A 20,282-nucleotide genomic window follows, 5' to 3' on the forward strand; every position below is an offset into this window, starting at 1 on the left:
TTAAAATATTTATTAGTGATTAAGATCAGCTTGTATTTGCTTAGGTATAAGCATAGCAATTGGTAGGCATATTAACAAAAATATTATTACTATATTAAGAGCATTTTGATAACTTGTGATGCTATATATAGTCGTTGAGTTTGCTATAAATGTGCCAAAGTGTGTAAGAATGTAACCAACAAGTGGTAGTAAAATAATTGGTACAAAGTTGTTTATCATATTTACACCTGCTGTTGCCGAGCCCGTAGTTCCTTTTGGAGAGATTATTTTAGCTATTCCGAATGTTACAGCTTGAGGGCCAGCTGCAGCGCCAAGTAAGAAATAAAACAAAGTAAAAACCGATAAATTCATTGGTACATAAAGTATAATAGCTAAAATGATAGCAAGTGAGACTATACTTAAAACTAGCATTAGGCGATATCTATTTGTCAGTGAAGCAATAATCGCAGCAATTGTAAAGCCTACAGCAGCTCCTATAAATAGCACTCCATTAAAATGTGATGCAAGTTCTTGGCTTAGACTAAATTTAGCTTGAATTAGTCCTACACCCCACAGAGAGCCTAAAACATTAATTGGAATAAACAGTACTGCGCCAATAATACTTGCTGCCCAGAATTGTAGATTACAGAAGATTTTTATTACTTTAACTATAGTTTCTTTAAAATTAGCTTCACTTAAATGCGCAAATTTCACAACATGTTTAGGATTATCGCGAATAAATGTAATGATAAGCAATAATATACCAACACCAATATATGTAAATACAGCATTACCCTCTCTCCAGCCAAGCTCAGAAACTAAGCTAGAAAGTATTATATTCGTCACTAAACCTCCCAGAATACCAACGACTGTTGCAAAACCTATAAACGTGGAAAAAAAATTCTCCGGAAGCCACATCCCAGCCATTTTTGCAGCTCCTATAAAGCCAAATGCAGAACCTATTCCCATCAGTATTCTACCTGTGAATGCTATTTCATAGTAGTTAGTAGCTGAAAATAAATAATTTCCTAACACACAAAAAACAGTAGCAAAACTAATCACGAATGTACGATTATATTTATCCAATATTACTCCTGCTGGGATTTGCATTATTGTATAAGATACAAAGTATGCCGATGATAGCATACCTAATTCTGTATGGCTGATTCCAAAATCGCTAATTAAATCATTACCCATAACGCTTGGAGCAGCACGAATAAAAAAGTCATAACTATAATTAAGCGTTGCAATTAGGCATATTATCCAAGCTAAAGTGACCAAGGTTTTTGTATTTGGTAGATGTGATTTATTCATAATTTGCTTTAGGTTGATGTATTAACACTATTATAATACCAGAGAATTATTAATTATACAAGTAGTAAGATATGTGATTTATTTATAATTTGCTTTAGGTTGATGTATTAACGCTATTAGAATACCAGAGAATTATTAATTATCCAAGTAGTAAGATTAGTTGTGCTTTGGTTTTTTATCTAATATTTTATAGTTAAGAAATAGTTAATTAGAGTAGTAGTTTAATTTATTTGATCAATTATTTTTTATTGTTCAGCATCAGTTTTGACTGATTTAGATTTATCACTAGCTATATACATATATACCACAAGTAGTACGAATAATGAGAATATAGCACCAATAACTAGACCACTTGAAAATAACTACATCAATACAGTTTCTATTGATAGTACCACTCCAGATGATGTTACAAGAGGTATTACACCAACTACCATTGCTGATACAGTCATTAATATTGGTCTTAGATGTTGAGAAGATGATGTAACAATTGTATCATATTTGTTCATCCCTTCATGTTTTTGTAGGTAGTTGGTAAACTCAACGACCATGATACCTTGCTTTGATATTAACCTTATTAAAGTAACCAGCCCTAGCTGAGTATATATATTTAAAAATGGCCAATCAGCTCCTAAATATTGTCCAACATAGAATGGAATCAACGCCACAGAAATTGCCATTGGAATAGTAACTATGATTACCAATGAGTCTCTAAAGCTTTCAAACTGTGCTGATAATGCCAAGAATATAAGTACAATCGCAAAAGCAAATGCGACCATCATGGTATTGCCATTTTCGATATATTGACGCGCTGAGCCTGAGAAGTTATATGAGAAGCCTTCTGTAGCATGCTTCTAACGACACTTTGTACATACTCTATAGCTTGTCCTTATGTTATGCCAGGAGCCATAATAGCTGAAATTGTCGATGCGTTTAACTGTTGGAAAGTATTTAAGAGTAAGAGGCTGTCCTTCTGTTTTGAAAGTTACTAAAGCTGATAATGACACCTCAGAATCAAATAAATTACTAACCTCATCGGAACGAATATAGATATTACCAAGTTGTTCTTGAGTAAGCATTTTATTCCTAGCTAATTGTGGAATAACTTGGAAATTATACTTTTAAGAAGAAGTAGTTAATATAACCTCCAGGATACGAGTAACCGAGAGTTTTAGCAATATCAGAGACATTGTAATGCCTAAAATTCCGGCTTTATCGCGATCGATATTAATATCAACAACAGGATTATCAAACTTAAGGTCACTTTGAGCAAATACAAACAAGTCACTTTTCATCATTTTGTCAATGATCTTATTAGTAATCTCATCAATAGCTTCATAATTGTTAACGTTTTGTATAACTAGAAATAGTGGAGCTCCCCCACGTGGGATATCCGGTAAAGCAGGTATTTGGTATGTGTATGTTTGAATACCAGGTAATTCAGTAACTTTTGCTTGAGCAATATTTGCAGCTTGTTGTTGTGATACTTTTTGCTCATACCAAGGCTTCATAATAAAGCCGCTAAAAATTATATTAGAACCCATTACACCATTAAGAATGAAATTATTTTGTCTGTCTGGAACATAATCAAGTGTACTTGCTAATTTTTTACCAAAAGTTTCTAAATAGTTGATGTTTGCTGATAAAGGTGCTTGTCCCATAATTCCCAAAAAGCCCATATCTTCATTTGGAGCTAATTCAGATTTAATGCCTTTATCCATTATATTCGAGTACCTTTGATTGTAGAAGCAAAAGATTCCATGCCTTCCTCAATATGACGATAAATATTCTCTAGGACAACAATTACATCATCAACAACTAGCCCTATAGCCAAAATCATTGCTAATATAGGTAAGTAGATTAATTAAGAATCCCATAATACTCATAAGGAAAATGACCCTTAATAATGAATAGAGGAATAGCGATTATTGGTGCAATGATAGCTCTTAATGAGCCTAAGAATAGTAACATCACCATAGATATGATTATTACAGCTTCAAAAAGTGTATGTCTTCATCAATTGAACTCTAAATGAGGTGCTATTATAAGCAACATCAACATTTAAACCGTTGGGTAGAGAAGCTGTGATATCTGGAAGCTCTCTGACTAATCGATCGACAACGTTGAAAGGATTTTTTTCAGGCGATATAACAGCACCGGCAAGTATGGTATTTTACCATTAAAGTAAACCGAAGAGTTATAGTTTGTGCGTCTAGTTCTACTTTGGCTACATCACTAAGGCGAACTATTTGATTATCACTTTCTTGATAATTAGGTTTCTATACTCTTGAGCTGTAATGCGGGTCTCAGGGTTTAGCGTATAGTTTGAGTATAGTCCTTGGATTTGTCCACCTGTAAACTATTTGAGCCAATAGCTGTGGCTAATTCCGCTGGTGTTAACCGCACTGACCATACGAGTCTTATTTGGATAAATACGCCTTGCATATGGCATATTGCCTCATACATTAATTTTTGATAAACTACCTTGTGCAAGTGGTTTTGGAGTCATCTCAGAGTTTATATATGCAGATATCTCTGAGGTATTCGTGGTTTTACTAGTAAAAGCCAAAATCAAAAAAGGAAAGTTATCTGCAGGATTAAGTTTAATAGCAAGGGAGTATGCATCTTGAGGTAGCTGATTGAGTACAGAGTTAACATTTTGTACTACTTCTGAGAGTACATCATTTGTGTTGTATCCAAGTTTTACATAATATAGTAATCATACTAGTTTCCTAGTGCAGACTTAGAAGTCATATAGTCAATACCCTTTGATGAGCCAACCGTAGCTTCTAAAGGTTTAGTGACAAACGCTTGAATAGTTGCTGGATTTGCTCCAGGAGTATGATGTTGTAACTGTAATTGTTGTACTATCCATGTAAGGATACTATCTAACCTTAAGTTTAAAAAATTAACCAACCCTAACAACAATAATCATAAGACTTATTGAAAGGGATAATACAGGTCTTCTGTAAAAAGATCAATCAGACTTATTACTGAATTCCTTGCTGATATATGTTGTTGCCAATTTTTACACGATTATTTATGATAGCTCATACCTTTACACACTTATTTTGTCCAGAGGTAACAATTGTTGTGCCTGGTTCTAGACCTTCAACTAAAGCTAGGTTATTTCTTGTCTCAAGTATTTCAATATTTGCTTGTCATACTTTGTATAGTATTTTATCGGTATTGACTGTTTCATACCGCCATTCAATAGATGTATAAGATGCTTCTACAGGGTGACCATCTTTAATTTTAGGTTCTAAAGTAAACGCTGATTGGCTAAAAAGACTATATGAAATAGCATTGCGAGGTATCACGATTGAATCTTTTCTAACTGGTAAGTTAACATGAACTGTTAAAAACATTCCTACTACAAATCTTATGGTGAGGATTTGCATAAGTCGTTTGAACAGTGATTGACTTATTAGAGTCATTAATAAAAGAGTTGATTGCTCTTATCTTTCCTGTAAAAGTTTCACCAGGATATGATATGAGTCAGAGTAGAAATTTATCTAATAGTCAATACTTATCATACTTAATTTATTTTGAGGTACCTGGAATATAATAAAAATAAGGTCGATTGTAGTAAGTGTGGTAGCATTATTACCATTATTGAAATATTGTCCTAAACTAATACTTTCTAGTACCAATCTTACCACCAAAAGGTGTTCTAACTTCTTTGAAGCCTATTTGGGACTCTATGTTTTCAACTTGAGCTAATGCAGATAGATAATCAGCATTAGCTTTATCAGCAGATTCTTTTGAAGTTGCTCTTTGCTTAACAAGCTTGTTATAAAGATCTTTTGTTATTTTAGCTAGTTTGAGTTTTGATAAAACTTCTTCAAGGTTAGCTTTAAAGTTGGCTGGTATCTAGTTTTTAAAATAAGTCGCCTTTTTTAACTTCTTGACCACCCTTGAAATGAATTTCGCTAACAATACCACCAGACTATGAAGATATTTCTGTAGATTGAATTGCTTGATCTTCACCAATAGTGTTAATGACTTGTTTCCAATCAGTTTTTTCAACTACTGATGATGTTGTCACAACAGGCTGTGGTACATATACTGCCATGCCTTTTTTGATCATGCTTTGAATAAACTCAGCAAAACCAAAAATACCACCAAAAAGTATTAGTGTTGCAACTACGATAGCAATAGAAGCTGTTCTTTTATATTTGAGTTTATGGAGTTTATTTTAATATAGTTAATTTGGAAGATGAAATAAACGATTGCTAATGATATTCCAAGTTTTCTAAGCACAAGCCAAGCTATTACTAGTTGTGATAACAAAAATAGAATAGTTCTTTTTGCTTGAGTTGATTTTTTTTCATGTCTAAAAAAGTTTTCTTAAAATCCACTGTTTTATCCCACTTATTTTCTTAATATTCTAACTAAAAAGTTTACACAATTTATGACCAATAATGATATAAAAAATATAAAACTATATACAGCTAAACTAACGCCAGATATTTGTTCAGAAATACCAGTACAGCTATTGATTGTTCCTGTTATTGATTTGGTAGCATCAAGTAAAAACTTATTGCTAACGGCCCTACAAGCGGTATTATTGCTGTTAATATCTGTCAAGAAATACTGCATATAAGCTTGATCCGCGGCAATATATGCACCTAATACTAATACTATTATGGTTACTAGTTGTATTATTGTGGAAAATTCTTGAAATTTTTTACTGCTAATGCTAATAAACTAAGTACCATAATACAAAATACACATAATTGCTGAATTAGACATAAAGGACATGGTTTCCAATCTAATATACTAACCGTGTAAATGACTATACCTAAAGCTATAAAGCAAACTAAAGTATTAAATATAAGTATGTAGATACCTAATTTTTTCATTACAATATTCACAGAAATAAAAATAATTTTCGTAATTGTATCATAGTTTTAATTGCTTTTTTATAATATCTGTATATAGCTGAGCTAGAGTGGTTCTGAGTTTATCTTTAGGTGTTTTTGTTACTAACTCATGAACTTTTATACTATTAATCGTATTGATAGTGGTTTGTAATAGCTGATAATTCCTAGGTGGAATCTTAAAACTGCGTATGCTTAGGTATTTTTTGTAGACATTTAAACTAATCTCAAATAAATTTTTGTCACGTATAATATTTGCATTTTTGATTAGTTGAAATGTATCTTCAGCAGTTATGGTTTTATCTTCGAGTATTTTGTTGATAGTGCTACTTGCTTTTAAAAGTTTGTACTGCTTATTTGTCAATAAAAGTTCCTTTCTAACATCATCTAATTGTTGTTGGGGAATCTTAAGTAGGCAAAGAGTTATTTTTTCATCGACATTAGAACTTTGATAGCTGTTATTTTCAAAAAAACATCTACTAGGTATCGATGATAAAATTTTACTAATGTTTGGGAATATTATTTCCAATACCTCTAATTGGTCTAAGGTAGCAAAAAATATATTAGGGTTGTTAAGAGCTTTGATAAGCTCTATGTGTAATCTTTCGCGCGTTAAATGATTTAATTCGCCTGATCTAAGCAATTTTTTTGTAAGTTTAAGCGTTTCTCGGGCTATTGAGAAGTTGAAATTGCTAAGTTGGGTCTTAAAACGCGCAAGCCTGACTACGCGGAGTGGGTCTTCAATAAAAGCTTCTGATGTATGGCGTAAAATCCTATTTTGGAGATCAATCTGACCATCAAAAGGATCGATTACGTTATTGTTTTTATCGATTGCTATCGAGTTGATTGTAAGATCTCTACGTTTAAGATCATCCTCGAGAGTTATATCTTTTGAGAAATTGACTTCAAAGCCTGTGGTAGTTTTCTTTTCTGACCTTGCTAAAGCGTATTCTTGTTTGCTTTGTGGGTGTATAAAAACTGGAAAGTTAGCAGTTATTTTTATAAAACCATTTGCTAACATTTCTCTTTCTGTTGTACCAACAACTACCCAATCTTTATCTTTAGGTGTTATGCCTAATAGCATATCTCTAACAGCGCCGCCGACTAAATAAAATTTCATTGCTTAAATAAACTAAGCATCTCTCTGATTACTTTATGTTAGCAGAAAAAAGTGTATAATTATTTGTTATTTGTGTCGCTTTTTAACAAATTTATAAATTTTTATGGCTAATATGATTGATAAAATAGATCTTAAGTCTCGAGGATCTAGTAATCTGAGTGGAGAAATGTCCAACAAGCAGAAAGTAGGCACTCTTTATAAAAGGTTATTATTACAAGTTAAACATTTATGGCATTTTCTGGTTTTGGCTGCTATTGGAAGTATATTTTTCTCAGCTGCTGATGCTTCAATGATATATCTGATTAATCCGATCTTAAATTATGGTTTCAGTCCTGGTGGTGGTATTACTAAACAAAGTGCTTCGATACTAATGCTTATGGGTGTTGGTATGGTTGGTTTATTAGCACTCAGGTCAATTGGTTCATTTGTATCACAGTACTTTATAGGTTCTTTGGGGCAGAAAGTTGTCTATAAGTTTAGAAAAGATATCTACAAGAGATTTATGGATCTACCAGCTAGCTTCTTTGATAAGCACTCAACAGGACAGATTATCTCAAGATTACTATACAATGTTGACCAGGTTACAGAGGCTACCTCAACTGCAATTATAACAGTTGTTCAAGATGGAACTTTTGTTATTGGTCTAATTATTGTAATGTTTATCTCAAGTTGGCAATTATCATTATTTTTAATAGTTATAGGGCCATTTTTGGGCTTGTTTATATCTATTATTAACAAAAAGTTTAGATCTTTAAGTAGAAATACTCAATCATCGATGGGTAATGTTACCCATACAGCTGAAGAGACGATTAGAAATTATAAAGAAATAAGAATTTTTGGTGCCCAACAAAAACAACAAAATAAATTCTTTAAAAATCTTGATTATACATATTCACAACAAATTAGAACGATAGCTTTAGATGCGCTAACATCACCAGTAATACAGATTATTGCTTCTTTAGTTTTAGCTTTCTCGTTATTTACAATAGCTATATTTGGGACTAATGAGGATGGTGGTTCATCTTGGTTGACAGCAGGTTCTTTTGCTTCATTTTTTGCAGCTGCAGCAGCTATCTTAAAACCGATTAAGAACCTTACTAAGGTAAATGTTGTTATCCAAAAAGCTGTAGCAGCAACTGAAGATATATTTTATATTCTTGATTACCCTGCAGAGAAGGAAACTGGTAACGAACAACTAGGTAAAGTTGATGGTAATGTAATTATCAAAGACCTAAGTTTTGCATTTGGTGATCATAAAGTACTTAGTGGCGTCAGTATTGATATCAAAGCAGATCAGACTGTAGCGTTTGTTGGTAAGTCAGGAAGTGGTAAAACTACTTTGACTAGTATCATATCAAGATTTTACACTCAGCAGAAAGGTGAGATTCTTCTTGATGGATTTGATACAAGAAAATTAACCTTAGAGAACCTAAGGTTGCACTTATCAATGGTTTCACAGAATGTTCATTTATTTGATGATACAGTTTATAATAATATAGCTTTTGGCCTTTCAAGAGAAGTCTCTGAACAAGAAGTAATTGATGCGTTAAAAAGAGCTAATGCATATGAGTTTGTCCAAGAATTGCCTGATGGTATTCGTACTAGTATAGGTAATAATGGTTTAAAACTATCAGGAGGCCAGCGTCAAAGAATATCAATCGCGCGAGCTTTATTAAAAAATGCTCCAGTGTTGATATTTGATGAAGCAACTAGTGCTCTTGATAATGAGTCTGAGAGAGTAGTACAACAAGCTCTCGAAAGTTTGACTAAATCATGCACTACTATAGTTATAGCACATAGACTTAGTACGGTTGAAAATGCTGATAAGATTGTCGTGATGGATTGTGGTAAGGTTGTTGAAAGTGGTAAGCATAAAGAATTGTTAGAGCAAGGCGGACTTTACACGAGGCTATATCAATCAGGACTCCAATAGTACTTATGATAGATAAAATTTGGTACAGATCAAAACCAAGTTTGCTTAGTTATTTGCTAGGACCAATATCTTTGGTTTTTACAAAATTTGCAAGTAAACGTAAAATAAAACAGCAATTCAATCAATATAAATCAAAAATTCCTATAATAGTAGTTGGTAATATCTCTGTTGGTGGTACTGGTAAAACTCCAGTGGTTAGAATGTTAGCTCAGCAGTATTTAGCGCAAGGTAGGAAACCGGCTATAATCAGTCGTGGTTATGGTGCAAAGGCGGATAATTATCCTTTTGAGGTAACAAATAGTACTTTGGTAAATCAATGTGGCGATGAGCCTGTGATGTTGTTTGATGCTTTACAAGCAAAGGTGCCAATAGTTATTGCACCCCAGAGAGTTGAGGCTGTCAAGTACATTGAAAAGAATTTTCCCGATACCGATATAATTATATCTGATGATGGTTTACAACACTATAAATTAGCTCGAGATAAAGAAATAGTAGTTGTAGATGCTAGTAGAATGTTTGGCAATAAGTTGTGTTTACCTGCTGGACCACTAAGAGAACCAATTGAGAGACTCAAAAAAGTAGATCAGATTATAGTTATAGGTAACTGCTCAGATAAAGATAAGCAGTTACTTGCAAACTATAAAAATGTAACTTGTGCAAAAGTAGTAGCTACTGAATTTGTTAATCTATTAACGGCTGAAAAAGTATCTAAGACCAATTTTTGTAATCAAAGTGTAATCGCTATAGCAGGGATTGGTAATCCAACAAAATTTTTTGAGACTTTAGAAAATAACGCAATAACTCTAATAGCGAGGAAAGTTTTTAAAGATCATCATAAATTTACTCAGAGTGATTTTGAGGATGTTGATAATACTAAAACTGTAGTGATGACATACAAAGATGCTATTAAATGTAAAACTTTTGCTAAAGATAATTGGTGGTATTTGGATATAGCCTTAGATGTTGATGTTTAAAAATCCTCTAAGTCACAACAGCATTACAACAAATGAATTTGCTATACTAAGGCATATATATTACTATTAAGATGATAAAAAATTACAATAAGGTATATGAAAAAAATTGTTTTAGTTGATGGCTCTTCATACCTTTTTAGAGCCTATCACGCTTTACCACATCTTACTAATAGCCAAGGCGAGCCTACGGGAGCAACCATTGGTGTTATCAATATGCTCAAAAAATTGCCAATAATCTATGATACGGAATATGTTGCAGTTGTTTTTGATGCAAAGGGTAAGAATTTTCGTCATCAATTATATCCACAATATAAAGCACACCGTAAAGATATGGATGATGAGCTAAGAGTTCAAATTCGACCATTGCATCAAATTATAGAGAAGATGGGATTTCCTGTTATTGTCGAAGATGGTGTCGAGGCTGATGATGTAATAGGCTCTTTAGCGCAAAACCTTGAAAAACAAGGTTATCAAATCATCATCTCTACTGGTGATAAAGATATGGCTCAACTAGTTACAGATAATATAGTTTTATATGACTCAATGAAAAATGTCACCACAGATGTTGCAGGAGTGCTACAAAGATATCAAATTAGTCCACATCAGATGATAGATTATTTAGCTTTAATGGGTGATTCATCAGATAATATTCCAGGTGTTCCAAAAGTTGGCCCTAAGACTGCAGTTAAATGGTTACAAGACTATCAAAATATTGATGGTATAATCGCAAATCAGCAGCAAATTAAAGGTAAAGTTGGTGAAAACTTACGCAAGAATATTGATTTGCTCAAGCTATCTTATCAGTTGGCAACAATTAAATGTGATCTTGAGCTTGATTTAACTGTAGATGATTTAAAATGTAAAGCAGCTGATAAAGCATATCTTATTGAAGCTTATACAAGATATGAGTTTAAATCTTTACTAAAAGATTTAGATAACAGTGATACTAATATAGTATTAAGTCAAGTGCAAGCTGCCGATATCACTATTGAATATATTATTGTTACCACACAACACCAGCTTGAGGATCTAATTGCAGAATTAGACGAGTCTAGTAGCTTTGCTTTTGATACTGAGACTGATTCTTTAAATACTTATGAAGCGAACTTGGTGGGTTTATCTTTTTGTGTAAAAGAGGGGCGAGCTTTTTATATTCCATTACAACATAGATACTTAGGTGTGCCACAGCAACTAGAGATAGGTTTCGTTCTAGATAAGCTAAAACCAATATTTGTAGATTCCAAGAAAGCAAAAGTTGCGCATAACTTTAAATTTGATGAAAAAGTTCTAGCAAAATATGCGGTTGAGATAAACGGTCAAGTCGATGATACGATGATTATGGCGTATGTGCTAAAAAGTAGTGGTAAGCATGATATGGATAGCCTTTCTAAAGAACATCTTGGCATAGAGCCAATCGCTTATACTGCGATAGCTGGTACTGGTAAACAACAACAAACTTTGGATCAGATAGATATCGAGATAGTTGCTAAGTATGCTGCTGAAGATGCTGATATTACTTTTAGGCTTTTTAATCATTTTAAAGCTTTATTAAAGCAAGATGAAGTTCTTTATAAACTTTATTGTGAGACTGAGATGCCTTTGACTATCATTCTTAATCAAATGGAGAAAGCAGGTGTCAAGATAGATGCTGCTAAGCTTACACAGCAAAGTACTAGCCTTGCAACATCTATTAAAGAGCTTGAAAACAAATGTTATAATCTTGCTGGGCAAGAATTTAATCTATCTTCACCAGTACAATTAAGAGAGATTCTTTTTGAGAAGCTAGGACTTCCTCCAGTTAAAAAAACAGCAAAGGGCCAAGTATCGACTTCTGAAGAGGTGCTAGTTCAACTAGCTGAAGACTATGAAATTGCAGCTTTGATAATGAAATATCGTCATTTATCAAAACTTAAAAATACATATACAGATAAGCTACCTAAGATGTTAGATGCAAATGGTCGTGTACATACTTCATATAATCAAACAGGTACGGTAACAGGTAGATTATCTTCTTCGGATCCTAATTTACAAAATATCCCTATAAAAAGTCCTGAAGGGCGTAAAATTAGAGAAGCTTTTATAGCTGAGGATGGTTACTGTATAGTCGCTGCAGATTATTCGCAAATTGAGCTTAGAATCATGGCACATCTATCAAAAGATAAAAATCTCCTCAAAGCTTTTAATCAAGACTTAGATATCCATAGTGCAACGGCTGCTGAGGTTTTAGGTATTGGTCTAGATGAGGTTAGCAGTGAGCAAAGAAGAAGAGCTAAAGCAATAAACTTTGGTCTTATCTATGGTATGAGTGCCTTTGGTCTAGCTAAACAGTTAGAAATATCTCGAGCTGAGGCACAAGAATATATTGATATCTACTTTAATCGCTATCCAAGTGTCAAAGAGTATATGGCTACAGCAAAAGAATTTGCTAAGCAAAATGGCTATGTTGAAACCATACTAGGAAGAAGATTATACTTACCAGAAATTAACTCAAAAAATATAATGCAGCGTAATGCAACAGAGCGGGCAGCAATTAATGCACCAATGCAGGGCACAGCTGCAGATATTATCAAAAAAGCAATGATAGATGTTAACACGATGATTTTACAGAAGTATAATAGCGAAGTTAAGATGGTGATACAGGTTCATGATGAGCTTGTTTTTGAAGTTAAAAAAACTAAGCTTGAAGAGATCACTGAGAAGATAAAAGCTATAATGGAAGCAGTTGTAAAGCTTAACGTGCCTTTAGAAGTAAATGTTGATGCTGGTGAGAGCTGGGACCAAGCCCATTAAGTATAGGATATTTTATGTTATTAGTAATGAATGTGGGTAATTCTCATATACATATTGGTGTATTTGAGTGTGGGAAAATAGTTTCTCAGATTAGATATGCAACTTCATCTGTAGACTCAACCTCTGATCAGATGGGTGTATTTCTTCGACAAACACTAAGGGAAAATTCGGTAAATTTAAGTAAAATTGATGGCTGCGCGATATCTTTGGTAGTACCACACTTAAATTATTCTCTTGGATCAGCTGTTATCAACTATTTTAATATTAAGCCATTTTTTATAAGTATGGATACTACAAATTTAGATATGTCTGCCGTTGAAGCACATCAAGTTAGCGCTGATAAGATAGCTAGTTGTATTGGTGAGATAGCTGATCATCCTAACAAAGATTTGTTGATAATAGATTTAGGTACAGCAACTAACTTTGGTTTAGTAATTAAGGGTAAAAAAATATTTGAGTGGCTCAACTATGCCAGGAGTCAAAGTCTCTTTAAATGCTTTGTGTCAAGGTGTTTCGCAATTATCATCTGTGACTGTTGTTAAGCTAGAGGTTGCTATTGGTTATGATACTAAAACAAATATCAGTTTAGGGTTATATTATGGTCATCTAGACGCATTAAAAGGAGAAGTATTAAAGAGTTCGGTAGTTCTGCTTATACTATAGCTACAGGTGGTTTTATTGGATTATTTAAAGAAGAAGGTATAATATTTGATTAGATTTCTACTGATTTGATATTACGTGGAATTAGAATTACATTTTTATAGAATAATAAAAAAGGTATTTATATAGTATGTTAAAAAATAAAAAAGCTGTTATTTTACTGTTTGATTCATTTGGTATTGGGCAAGCTCCTGATGCAGCTGATTTTGGTGATGAAGGTGCTGATACTTTAGGTCATATTGTTGATTACTTTACTAACAATGGCATGAGTATTAGTCTGCCAAATTTATCAAAAAAAGGTCTTAAAAAAGCGGCAGAATATAATAGATGCAAGGAGTTTAGTCAAGATATTGCAGAATCGGGGCAAGCTGAAAATACAAAATATGGTTATTGTGCTCAAGTAAGTAAAGGTAAGGATACTCCAAGTGGTCACTGGGAAATTGCTGGAGTGCCAGTTATGTTTGATTGGTATTACTTTACAAAAAAACAAGATCAAAGTTGTTTTGACAAAGAATTTATTGATAAATGGGTCGAGAGAGCTGGTATTACAGATAGCTTTATTGATGCAGGGCATGCTTCTGGTACTGAGGTTCTAAAAGAGCATGGCTGTGAAAGCTGTGTTACCAAAAAACCAATTATTTACACATCTGCTGATAGTGTTTTTCAGGTTGCTGCCCACGAGGATTATTATGGTTTAGATAAACTTTTGAAAATTTGCCAAGTAGCTAGAGAAGTCCTTGATGAAATGGATATGAAGGTTGGTAGAGTTATCGCTCGGCCATTTATTGGTGAATCAGCTGATGAGTATATGCGTACTGGTAATCGTAGAGATTTTTCAATCTTACCTCCAGCACCAACCTTGTTAGATAAGTTAGTTAGAGCAGGTGGGGAAGTTATCTCAATCGGTAAGATTGCTGATATTTACGCAAATCAAGGTATTACTAAGAAAGTTAAGGCAACAGGGCTAGAAGAGTTATTTAATAAGACTATACACGAATATACTTTAGCAAAACAAAATACATTAGTATTTACAAATTTTGTTGATTTAGACTCAAGTTTTGGTCATCGTAGAGATCCAAAAGGATATGGAAAAGCACTAGAATACCTAGATTCAAGAATACCTGATTTAGATGCTAAACTAGATGATGATACTATTGTTGTTTTAACAGCTGATCATGGTTGTGATCCAACTGCTCCAGGTTCAGATCATACTAGAGAGAGTGTGCCATTTTTACTTTGGGGTAAAAATATCAAGGCTGAATTTATCGGGGCAAGAGATACTTTTGCAGATATTGGACAAACTATAGCTGACTTTATGGGTATTGAACTTCTAGAGTATGGTAAATCAATCTTTGGAGCCAGTTATGATAACTAAGCAAAAAATAGTATCCTTGATAGACTTAACACAACTTGGAGATAATGATACACAAGTAGATATCGTTAATCTTTGTACTAAAGAGAGAAATTCTCTTGGTGAAGTTGCGGCAATCTGTGTTTATAAACAATTTATTCCTGTAGTAAAAAAACAGCTAGGTAATAATTTTAAAGTTGCGACTGTAGTTAATTTTCCAAATGGAGATAACACCATAGAGGATGTGATTTCAGAAGTCAAACAAGCTTTGTCTTTAGAAGCTGATGAGATAGATTTAGTTATAGACTACAAAGAGTACCTTAATCAAGGTTTTTCTGAGAAGTCTTGTCAAATGATGGTTGAAGTTAAAAAACTTTGTAAGGATAAAACTCTTAAAGTAATAATTGAGTCTGGAGAGCTTAAGTTACAAAAAATGATTACAAAAGTTTGCCAAGATGTCATAGATGCTGGAGCAGATTTTATCAAAACATCGACAGGTAAAACCTTCGAGGGTGCAACATTAGCAGCTGCAGAGATAATACTTGAAACAATCAAAAATAGCGCAAAAAAAATTGGTTTTAAAGCATCTGGTGGGATAAGAAATTATTCTCAAGCGGTTGCGTATATTGAATTAGCTGCTAGTATACTCTCTAATAATTTTGTCAACCCGCAAACATTTAGGTTTGGTGTAAGTGGTCTTTTAGATAACTTGCTTAACGAGCAAAAAGAGCAAATAGATGGTTATTAAATCGCTATATTTTATACTAGGCCTTATAATTATTTATTTTTTAGCTTATGTTTGGAGTAATAATCGTAAAAATATTAGATATAAAAACCTTATAATTATCCTAATAGTTCAGCTTATCTTAGCTAAATTTACGCTAAGTACTTCAATAGGTATCAATATTATTAATTATGTTAATAGATGCTTTGAGATATTACTTGATAGTACGCGTATTGGCGTGTCATTCTTTTTTGGTAATTTAGCTAATACAAAAGAGTTTATATTCTTTTTTAATGCTGCTATGCCGATTGTAGTAATGTCGGCAGTGATAGGGATTTTGCAATATTTAAGGGTATTCAGTTTATTGTGGTTGCTATATGGAGTATCTTATCCAAAATAACAGGTATGGGCAAACTGGAATCATTTAATGCTGTAAGTTCATTAAGTGTTGGTCAGTCTGAGAATTTTCTATACTACAAAAAGATAATTAATTACTTACCTTCGAATGTTTTATATACAACAGCTATATTAACTATTTTGATAGGTACTGCAGCAGCATATATGACAATAATAGATCCAAGCTATGTCTGTGTTGCTATCATTGTATGTGTTATGATAATGGGGTATATTGCTTTTCTTAATTTATCTGATGGTATTTTCTCAAGTTTCGTAGGGATATCATTACAAGATATTCTTGGTTATATTTTTTATCTGGTTGCGTGGATTTTAAATATTCAAGGTAATGAGATATTTTTATCAAGTCAAAGAATGGGAACAAAGATTGTCACAAATGAATTTGTCGCAATGCAAGAGTTAGCTAAGGATTCTACACAGCTTTCTCAGCATACAAGCAGTTGTATCAGTATTTTTAGTATCGTTTGCAAATTTTTCATCTATAGGAATTATTATTGGTGCTATTCAAGCTTTGAACAAAGAAGCATTGGTTAAGGTTGCAATATTTAGTTTAAAAATTCTCTATGGTGCAGTTTTAGTGAGCTTTTTATCCGCTAACATTGTGGATTTTATTTTATAGATATTTAGGAAGGTAGATGTGTTTATAAAGAGTTTATATTTTTTATTAGGATTGGTGACAGTCTTTATACTATCTTTTATTTGGAGTAGCGATAGAAAAAAAATCAAATATAAGCATTTATTTATTATTTTATTTTTTCAGTTATTAGTTTGTTTTTTTATATTACAATCTAGTGAAGGGATAAAGCTTGTTGCTCTTATATCTACTGGATTTGATAAGATATTACAACATGCTCAAGAAGGTACTGCATTTGTTTTTGGTAGCCTCGCTGATACTAGTAAAAATGGTTTTGTTTTCTTTTTCAATGTTGGAATGCCAATAGTGCTTATATCTGGAATAATAGGTGTACTCCAATACTTTAGAATACTATATATTATTATTAGAGGAGTTGGTTTTATTCTAACTAAAATCACAGGAATGGGTAAGCTTGAGTCTTTTAATGCGGTAAGCTCTCTGACTGTTGGACAACAAGAGAATTTTCTTATTTACAAAAAAATAATTGGTCATTTGCCAGCAAATGTATTATATACAATGGCTGCAACGGCAATGTCGACTGTATCATTGGCAATAGCAGGTTCATATATGTCTATAATCGAACCTAAATATGTATGCACAGCTATTGTGTTAAACATGCTAAGTACATTTTTTGTTTTACATATAATAAATCCATATGATAAAGATCCTAGTTTAAACTATGATACTCTGCATGCTGATTATGAAACAGGCAGACAGAGCTTTTTTGAAATGCTGTCTGAATATATTTTAGATGGTTTTAAAATAGCAGTAATAGTTTGTGCAATGCTTATAGGTTTTATTGCGCTATTAAATCTTGTTGATGGTATTTTCCAAGAAATATTAGGTATTACCTTTAGACAAATTCTTGGTTATATTTTTTATCCAATCGCATGGGTTTTAAATATTCATGGTAATGAGATATTTTTATCAAGTCAAATAATGGGAACAAAGATTGTTACTAATGAATTTGTCGCAATGCAAGAATTAGCTAAAAATTCACAAGAGCTTTCAGAACATACAAAGGCAGTTGTTTCAGTGTTTTTAGTATCGTTTGCCAATTTTAGTTCAATAGGCATTATAGTTGGAGCAGTACAAGCTTTAAACAAAAAGGCATCAATTAAAGTTGCAAGATTTAGTCTAAAAATCCTCTATGGTGCAGTTTTAGTTAGTATACTATCTGCATGTGTTGTAGGATTTATTGTTTAGCAAGCGAAGAAAATGCAAAGTAAATTTATTGTAATAGAAGGCCTTGATGGTGCTGGTAAAAGTACAGCTATTAGCTTTGTTAGGAAATATTTAGAACAGAATAAACTAGCAGTAATTTATACTCGTGAACCAGGTGGAACTAAAATAGCTGAAGAGTTAAGAAACCTGGTTCTACATAATAAGTATGATGAAAAAATTCATTCAGATAGTGAGCTGTTAATGATTTATGCTGGAAGAATACAGCATTATAGAAACCTTATTGCACCAGCTTTAGAAAAGGGTATTAATGTAGTCTCAGATAGATTTTACTGGTCAAGTATGGCTTATCAAGGTGGTGGTCGTGGAGTTGAATTAAGCAAGATTAAAGCTTTAAATGATAATTTCCTTAATGATTGTGAGCCAGATTTAGTAATCTATCTTGATATTGATCCGATATTAGGATTACAAAGAGCTCAAAAAGTTGGTAGTCCTGATAGGATCGAAAAAACTGGACTAGAATTTTTCAATAGAACCCGTAAAGTTTTCAAAGATATTGTCAAAGAATCAGATAATGCTATTGAAATTAATGCTGCACAGCCTATCCAAGAAGTTGAAAAGCAAATATATCTGTCATTGGATAAGCATTTTAATTTTCAAAATTAATCTATTTTTAGTAAACTTCTTTTCATTAAATATTATCTTCAAATAGCTAGAAAGAATTATTATGAGTGAATATCTACAACAAATTGTTAAGCGTAGGACCTTTGCAATTATTTCTCACCCAGATGCGGGTAAAACAACGATTACAGAGAAAATGTTACTTTTTGGTAATGCTATCAAAACAGCAGGTACTGTTAAAGCCAAAAAAAAGCGGTATAAATGCGACATCTGATTGGATGGAAATAGAGAAACAAAGAGGAATTTCAATCACAACCTCGGTGATGCAATTTCCATATAATGGGTATATTATAAATTTACTTGATACTCCAGGGCATGAGGATTTCTCCGAAGATACTTATAGAACACTTACTGCAGTAGATTCAGCACTAATGGTTGTTGATGCAGTTAATGGTGTCGAAGATAGGACTATTAAGCTGATGAATGTTTGTCGTTTAAGAGATACTCCAATTGTAACTTTTATGAATAAATTTGATCGAGATACTCATAATCCTCTTGAGCTTTTAGATGAAGTTGAGAATATCCTTAAGATAAAATGTGCACCGATGAATTGGCCAATTGGTATGGGTAAATATTTCAAAAGGGTTTATGATTTGTATAATAATGAAGTTACTATATTTGAAACAGGTCATGGTCATGAGATATATCCATATAAGAAGATCAAAGGTTTAGCAAATGCTAAGGATGCAATAGGCATAGATCTCTATGAAGATCTTGAGATGGAAATTGATTTAGTGCGTGGCGCAAGTCATGAATTTGATGAGCAGGAATTTTTAGAGGGCAATCTCACGCCAGTATATTTTGGTACTGCACTAAGTAACTTTGGTGTCAAAGAAATGATGGATGGTTTTATAAGATACGCTCCAGCACCACAACACCGCGAAGCTGATCAAAGAGTTGTCGCCGCTGATGAGCAAAAGCTGACTGGTTTTGTATTTAAGATACAGGCGAATATGGATGAAAAACATTGCGATAGAATTGCATTTTTTAGAATTTGTTCTGGTAAGTATGAAAAGGGTATGAAAATCTTTCATGAAAGAACAGACAAGCTGATGCAAATCTCAAAAGCATTAACTTTCATGGCAGGTGAAAGAGAATAAGTTGAAGAGGGTTATGCTGGAGATATTATTGGTTTACATAATCATGGTAGTATCCAGATTGGCGATAGCTTTACTCAAGGAGAAAAACTAAAATTCAAAGGGATACCAAATTTTGCTCCTGAGATTTTTAAAAGAGTTAAATTAAATGATCTATTAAAGATAAAAGCATTACAAAAAGGTTTAGTGCAGTTATCAGAAGAAGGGGCTACACAAGTTTTCAAACCTTTTATATCTAATGATTTGGTACTTGGGGTTGTTGGTGTTTTGCAGTTTGATGTGGTTGCACAGCGTTTGGCATCAGAGTATAATGTCAATTGTTCGTATGAGAGAGTTAACGTTACTTTAGCGCGTTGGGTTTTTTGTAGTGACGAGAAGAAGCTTAATGATTTTAAGAAAAAGTATGAGGTAATTTAGCTTATGATGGAGCTGGATACCTTACATATCTTGCGCCAACTGGAGTTAATTTACAACTAGCACAAGAAAAAAATCCAGATATCATATTTAGTGCAACAAGAGAGCACTAGAGTCATATATTTTAACTAGGAA

Annotated in this window: 16 protein-coding genes and 5 pseudogenes; 11 read left to right on the top strand and 10 right to left on the bottom strand. The window is 32.9% G+C overall.

Annotation, left to right across the window (positions count from 1 at the left end):
* Nucleotides 1–12: 12 nt before the first annotated feature.
* The 6 genes from C9379_RS06075 to C9379_RS08890 form a co-directional block, all read right to left on the bottom strand.
* Complete coding sequence (locus C9379_RS06075; protein WP_143385322.1) at nucleotides 13–1,293, bottom strand: MFS transporter; 1,281 nt, start codon at nucleotides 1,291–1,293, stop codon at nucleotides 13–15.
* A gap of 362 nt (nucleotides 1,294–1,655) precedes the next feature.
* A complete protein-coding gene (locus C9379_RS06080) occupies nucleotides 1,656–2,072 on the bottom strand; it encodes an efflux RND transporter permease subunit (protein WP_318263471.1) in 417 nt (138 codons plus the stop codon).
* 72 nt (nucleotides 2,073–2,144) lie between these two features.
* A complete protein-coding gene (locus C9379_RS06085; RefSeq protein ID WP_343377557.1) occupies nucleotides 2,145–2,369 on the bottom strand; it encodes a hypothetical protein in 225 nt (74 codons plus the stop codon).
* A 42-nt stretch (nucleotides 2,370–2,411) separates the two neighbouring features.
* The gene (locus tag C9379_RS06090) at nucleotides 2,412–3,011 is read right to left on the bottom strand and encodes an efflux RND transporter permease subunit (protein WP_318263473.1); all 600 of its coding nucleotides are present in this window, start codon (nucleotides 3,009–3,011) and stop codon (nucleotides 2,412–2,414) included.
* A complete protein-coding gene (locus tag C9379_RS06095) occupies nucleotides 3,011–3,124 on the bottom strand; it encodes an efflux RND transporter permease subunit (RefSeq protein WP_318263474.1) in 114 nt (37 codons plus the stop codon). The genes C9379_RS06090 and C9379_RS06095 overlap by 1 nt, the downstream gene beginning before the upstream one ends.
* Nucleotides 3,125–3,150: 26 nt before the next feature.
* Nucleotides 3,151–3,267, bottom strand: a complete 117-nt coding sequence (locus C9379_RS08890; RefSeq protein ID WP_425536935.1) for a hypothetical protein — start codon at nucleotides 3,265–3,267, stop codon at nucleotides 3,151–3,153.
* Nucleotides 3,268–3,743: 476 nt separating this feature from the next.
* Here C9379_RS08890 and C9379_RS06105 point away from each other — a divergent pair, with 476 nt between their 5' ends.
* Nucleotides 3,744–3,920 (top strand): hypothetical protein, encoded by a 177-nt coding sequence (locus tag C9379_RS06105; RefSeq protein ID WP_318263476.1) that lies wholly within the window; start codon nucleotides 3,744–3,746, stop codon nucleotides 3,918–3,920.
* A gap of 94 nt (nucleotides 3,921–4,014) precedes the next feature.
* On the opposite strand, the gene C9379_RS06110 is transcribed toward C9379_RS06105, so the two are convergent.
* The 4 genes and pseudogenes from C9379_RS06110 to C9379_RS06125 all read right to left on the bottom strand — a co-directional run bounded on the left by C9379_RS06110 (nucleotide 4,015) and on the right by C9379_RS06125 (nucleotide 7,293).
* Nucleotides 4,015–4,206, bottom strand: coding sequence for an efflux RND transporter permease subunit (locus tag C9379_RS06110; RefSeq protein ID WP_343377558.1), 192 nt, complete (start codon nucleotides 4,204–4,206; stop codon nucleotides 4,015–4,017).
* 74 nt (nucleotides 4,207–4,280) lie between these two features.
* Nucleotides 4,281–5,651, bottom strand: a pseudogene (locus tag C9379_RS06115) (efflux RND transporter periplasmic adaptor subunit).
* Nucleotides 5,652–5,664: 13 nt separating this feature from the next.
* Nucleotides 5,665–6,155, bottom strand: a pseudogene (locus C9379_RS06120) (disulfide bond formation protein B).
* A gap of 40 nt (nucleotides 6,156–6,195) precedes the next feature.
* Complete coding sequence (locus C9379_RS06125) at nucleotides 6,196–7,293, bottom strand: CCA tRNA nucleotidyltransferase (protein ID WP_143385323.1); 1,098 nt, start codon at nucleotides 7,291–7,293, stop codon at nucleotides 6,196–6,198.
* 103 nt (nucleotides 7,294–7,396) lie between these two features.
* Between C9379_RS06125 and msbA the strand changes: the two genes are divergently transcribed.
* From msbA to C9379_RS06175, 10 genes and pseudogenes are all read left to right on the top strand, one after another.
* Entirely contained in the window at nucleotides 7,397–9,226 is a 1,830-nt protein-coding gene (msbA, locus tag C9379_RS06130) for a lipid A export permease/ATP-binding protein MsbA (RefSeq protein WP_143385324.1), read from the top strand.
* Between the two features lie 5 nt (nucleotides 9,227–9,231).
* A complete protein-coding gene (lpxK, locus tag C9379_RS06135; RefSeq protein WP_143385325.1) occupies nucleotides 9,232–10,200 on the top strand; it encodes a tetraacyldisaccharide 4'-kinase in 969 nt (322 codons plus the stop codon).
* Nucleotides 10,201–10,296: 96 nt separating this feature from the next.
* Complete coding sequence (gene polA / locus C9379_RS06140) at nucleotides 10,297–12,990, top strand: DNA polymerase I (RefSeq protein ID WP_143385326.1); 2,694 nt, start codon at nucleotides 10,297–10,299, stop codon at nucleotides 12,988–12,990.
* 14 nt (nucleotides 12,991–13,004) lie between these two features.
* A pseudogene (locus C9379_RS06145) lies at nucleotides 13,005–13,754 on the top strand (type III pantothenate kinase).
* A 26-nt stretch (nucleotides 13,755–13,780) separates the two neighbouring features.
* Nucleotides 13,781–15,025, top strand: coding sequence for a phosphopentomutase (locus C9379_RS06150; protein WP_143385327.1), 1,245 nt, complete (start codon nucleotides 13,781–13,783; stop codon nucleotides 15,023–15,025).
* A complete protein-coding gene (gene deoC / locus C9379_RS06155; protein WP_143385328.1) occupies nucleotides 14,988–15,749 on the top strand; it encodes a deoxyribose-phosphate aldolase in 762 nt (253 codons plus the stop codon). The genes C9379_RS06150 and deoC overlap by 38 nt, the downstream gene beginning before the upstream one ends.
* Nucleotides 15,739–16,758 (top strand): annotated as a pseudogene (locus tag C9379_RS06160) (nucleoside transporter C-terminal domain-containing protein). The gene deoC and the pseudogene C9379_RS06160 overlap by 11 nt, the downstream one beginning before the upstream one ends.
* An 18-nt stretch (nucleotides 16,759–16,776) precedes the next feature.
* Nucleotides 16,777–17,979: a NupC/NupG family nucleoside CNT transporter gene (locus C9379_RS06165; RefSeq protein ID WP_143385329.1), complete on the top strand. Its 1,203-nt coding sequence runs from the start codon at nucleotides 16,777–16,779 to the stop codon at nucleotides 17,977–17,979.
* 12 nt (nucleotides 17,980–17,991) lie between these two features.
* Complete coding sequence (gene tmk, locus C9379_RS06170) at nucleotides 17,992–18,621, top strand: dTMP kinase (protein ID WP_143385330.1); 630 nt, start codon at nucleotides 17,992–17,994, stop codon at nucleotides 18,619–18,621.
* 61 nt (nucleotides 18,622–18,682) lie between these two features.
* A pseudogene (locus C9379_RS06175) lies at nucleotides 18,683–20,260 on the top strand (peptide chain release factor 3).
* The last annotated feature ends 22 nt before the right edge of the window (nucleotides 20,261–20,282 follow it).

Source organism: Francisella-like endosymbiont (assembly GCF_003069505.1).
In the GTDB taxonomy this organism is placed as follows: Bacteria; Pseudomonadota; Gammaproteobacteria; order Francisellales; family Francisellaceae; genus Francisella.

What these genes read in the sequence shown, in the direction of transcription:
- C9379_RS06080 (WP_318263471.1), bottom strand. Translation starts at nt 2,072, where the DNA reads ATGATGGTCGCATTTGCTTTTGCGATTGTACTTATATTCTTGGCATTA.
- polA (WP_143385326.1), top strand. Translation starts at nt 10,297, where the DNA reads ATGAAAAAAATTGTTTTAGTTGATGGCTCTTCATACCTTTTTAGAGCC.
- lpxK (WP_143385325.1), top strand. Translation starts at nt 9,232, where the DNA reads ATGATAGATAAAATTTGGTACAGATCAAAACCAAGTTTGCTTAGTTAT.
- C9379_RS06075 (WP_143385322.1), bottom strand. Translation starts at nt 1,293, where the DNA reads ATGAATAAATCACATCTACCAAATACAAAAACCTTGGTCACTTTAGCT.
- C9379_RS08890 (WP_425536935.1), bottom strand. Translation starts at nt 3,267, where the DNA reads ATGGTGATGTTACTATTCTTAGGCTCATTAAGAGCTATCATTGCACCA.
- deoC (WP_143385328.1), top strand. Translation starts at nt 14,988, where the DNA reads ATGGTAAATCAATCTTTGGAGCCAGTTATGATAACTAAGCAAAAAATA.
- C9379_RS06150 (WP_143385327.1), top strand. Translation starts at nt 13,781, where the DNA reads ATGTTAAAAAATAAAAAAGCTGTTATTTTACTGTTTGATTCATTTGGT.
- C9379_RS06125 (WP_143385323.1), bottom strand. Translation starts at nt 7,293, where the DNA reads ATGAAATTTTATTTAGTCGGCGGCGCTGTTAGAGATATGCTATTAGGC.
- C9379_RS06090 (WP_318263473.1), bottom strand. Translation starts at nt 3,011, where the DNA reads ATGGATAAAGGCATTAAATCTGAATTAGCTCCAAATGAAGATATGGGC.
- C9379_RS06085 (WP_343377557.1), bottom strand. Translation starts at nt 2,369, where the DNA reads ATGCTTACTCAAGAACAACTTGGTAATATCTATATTCGTTCCGATGAG.
- msbA (WP_143385324.1), top strand. Translation starts at nt 7,397, where the DNA reads ATGGCTAATATGATTGATAAAATAGATCTTAAGTCTCGAGGATCTAGT.
- tmk (WP_143385330.1), top strand. Translation starts at nt 17,992, where the DNA reads ATGCAAAGTAAATTTATTGTAATAGAAGGCCTTGATGGTGCTGGTAAA.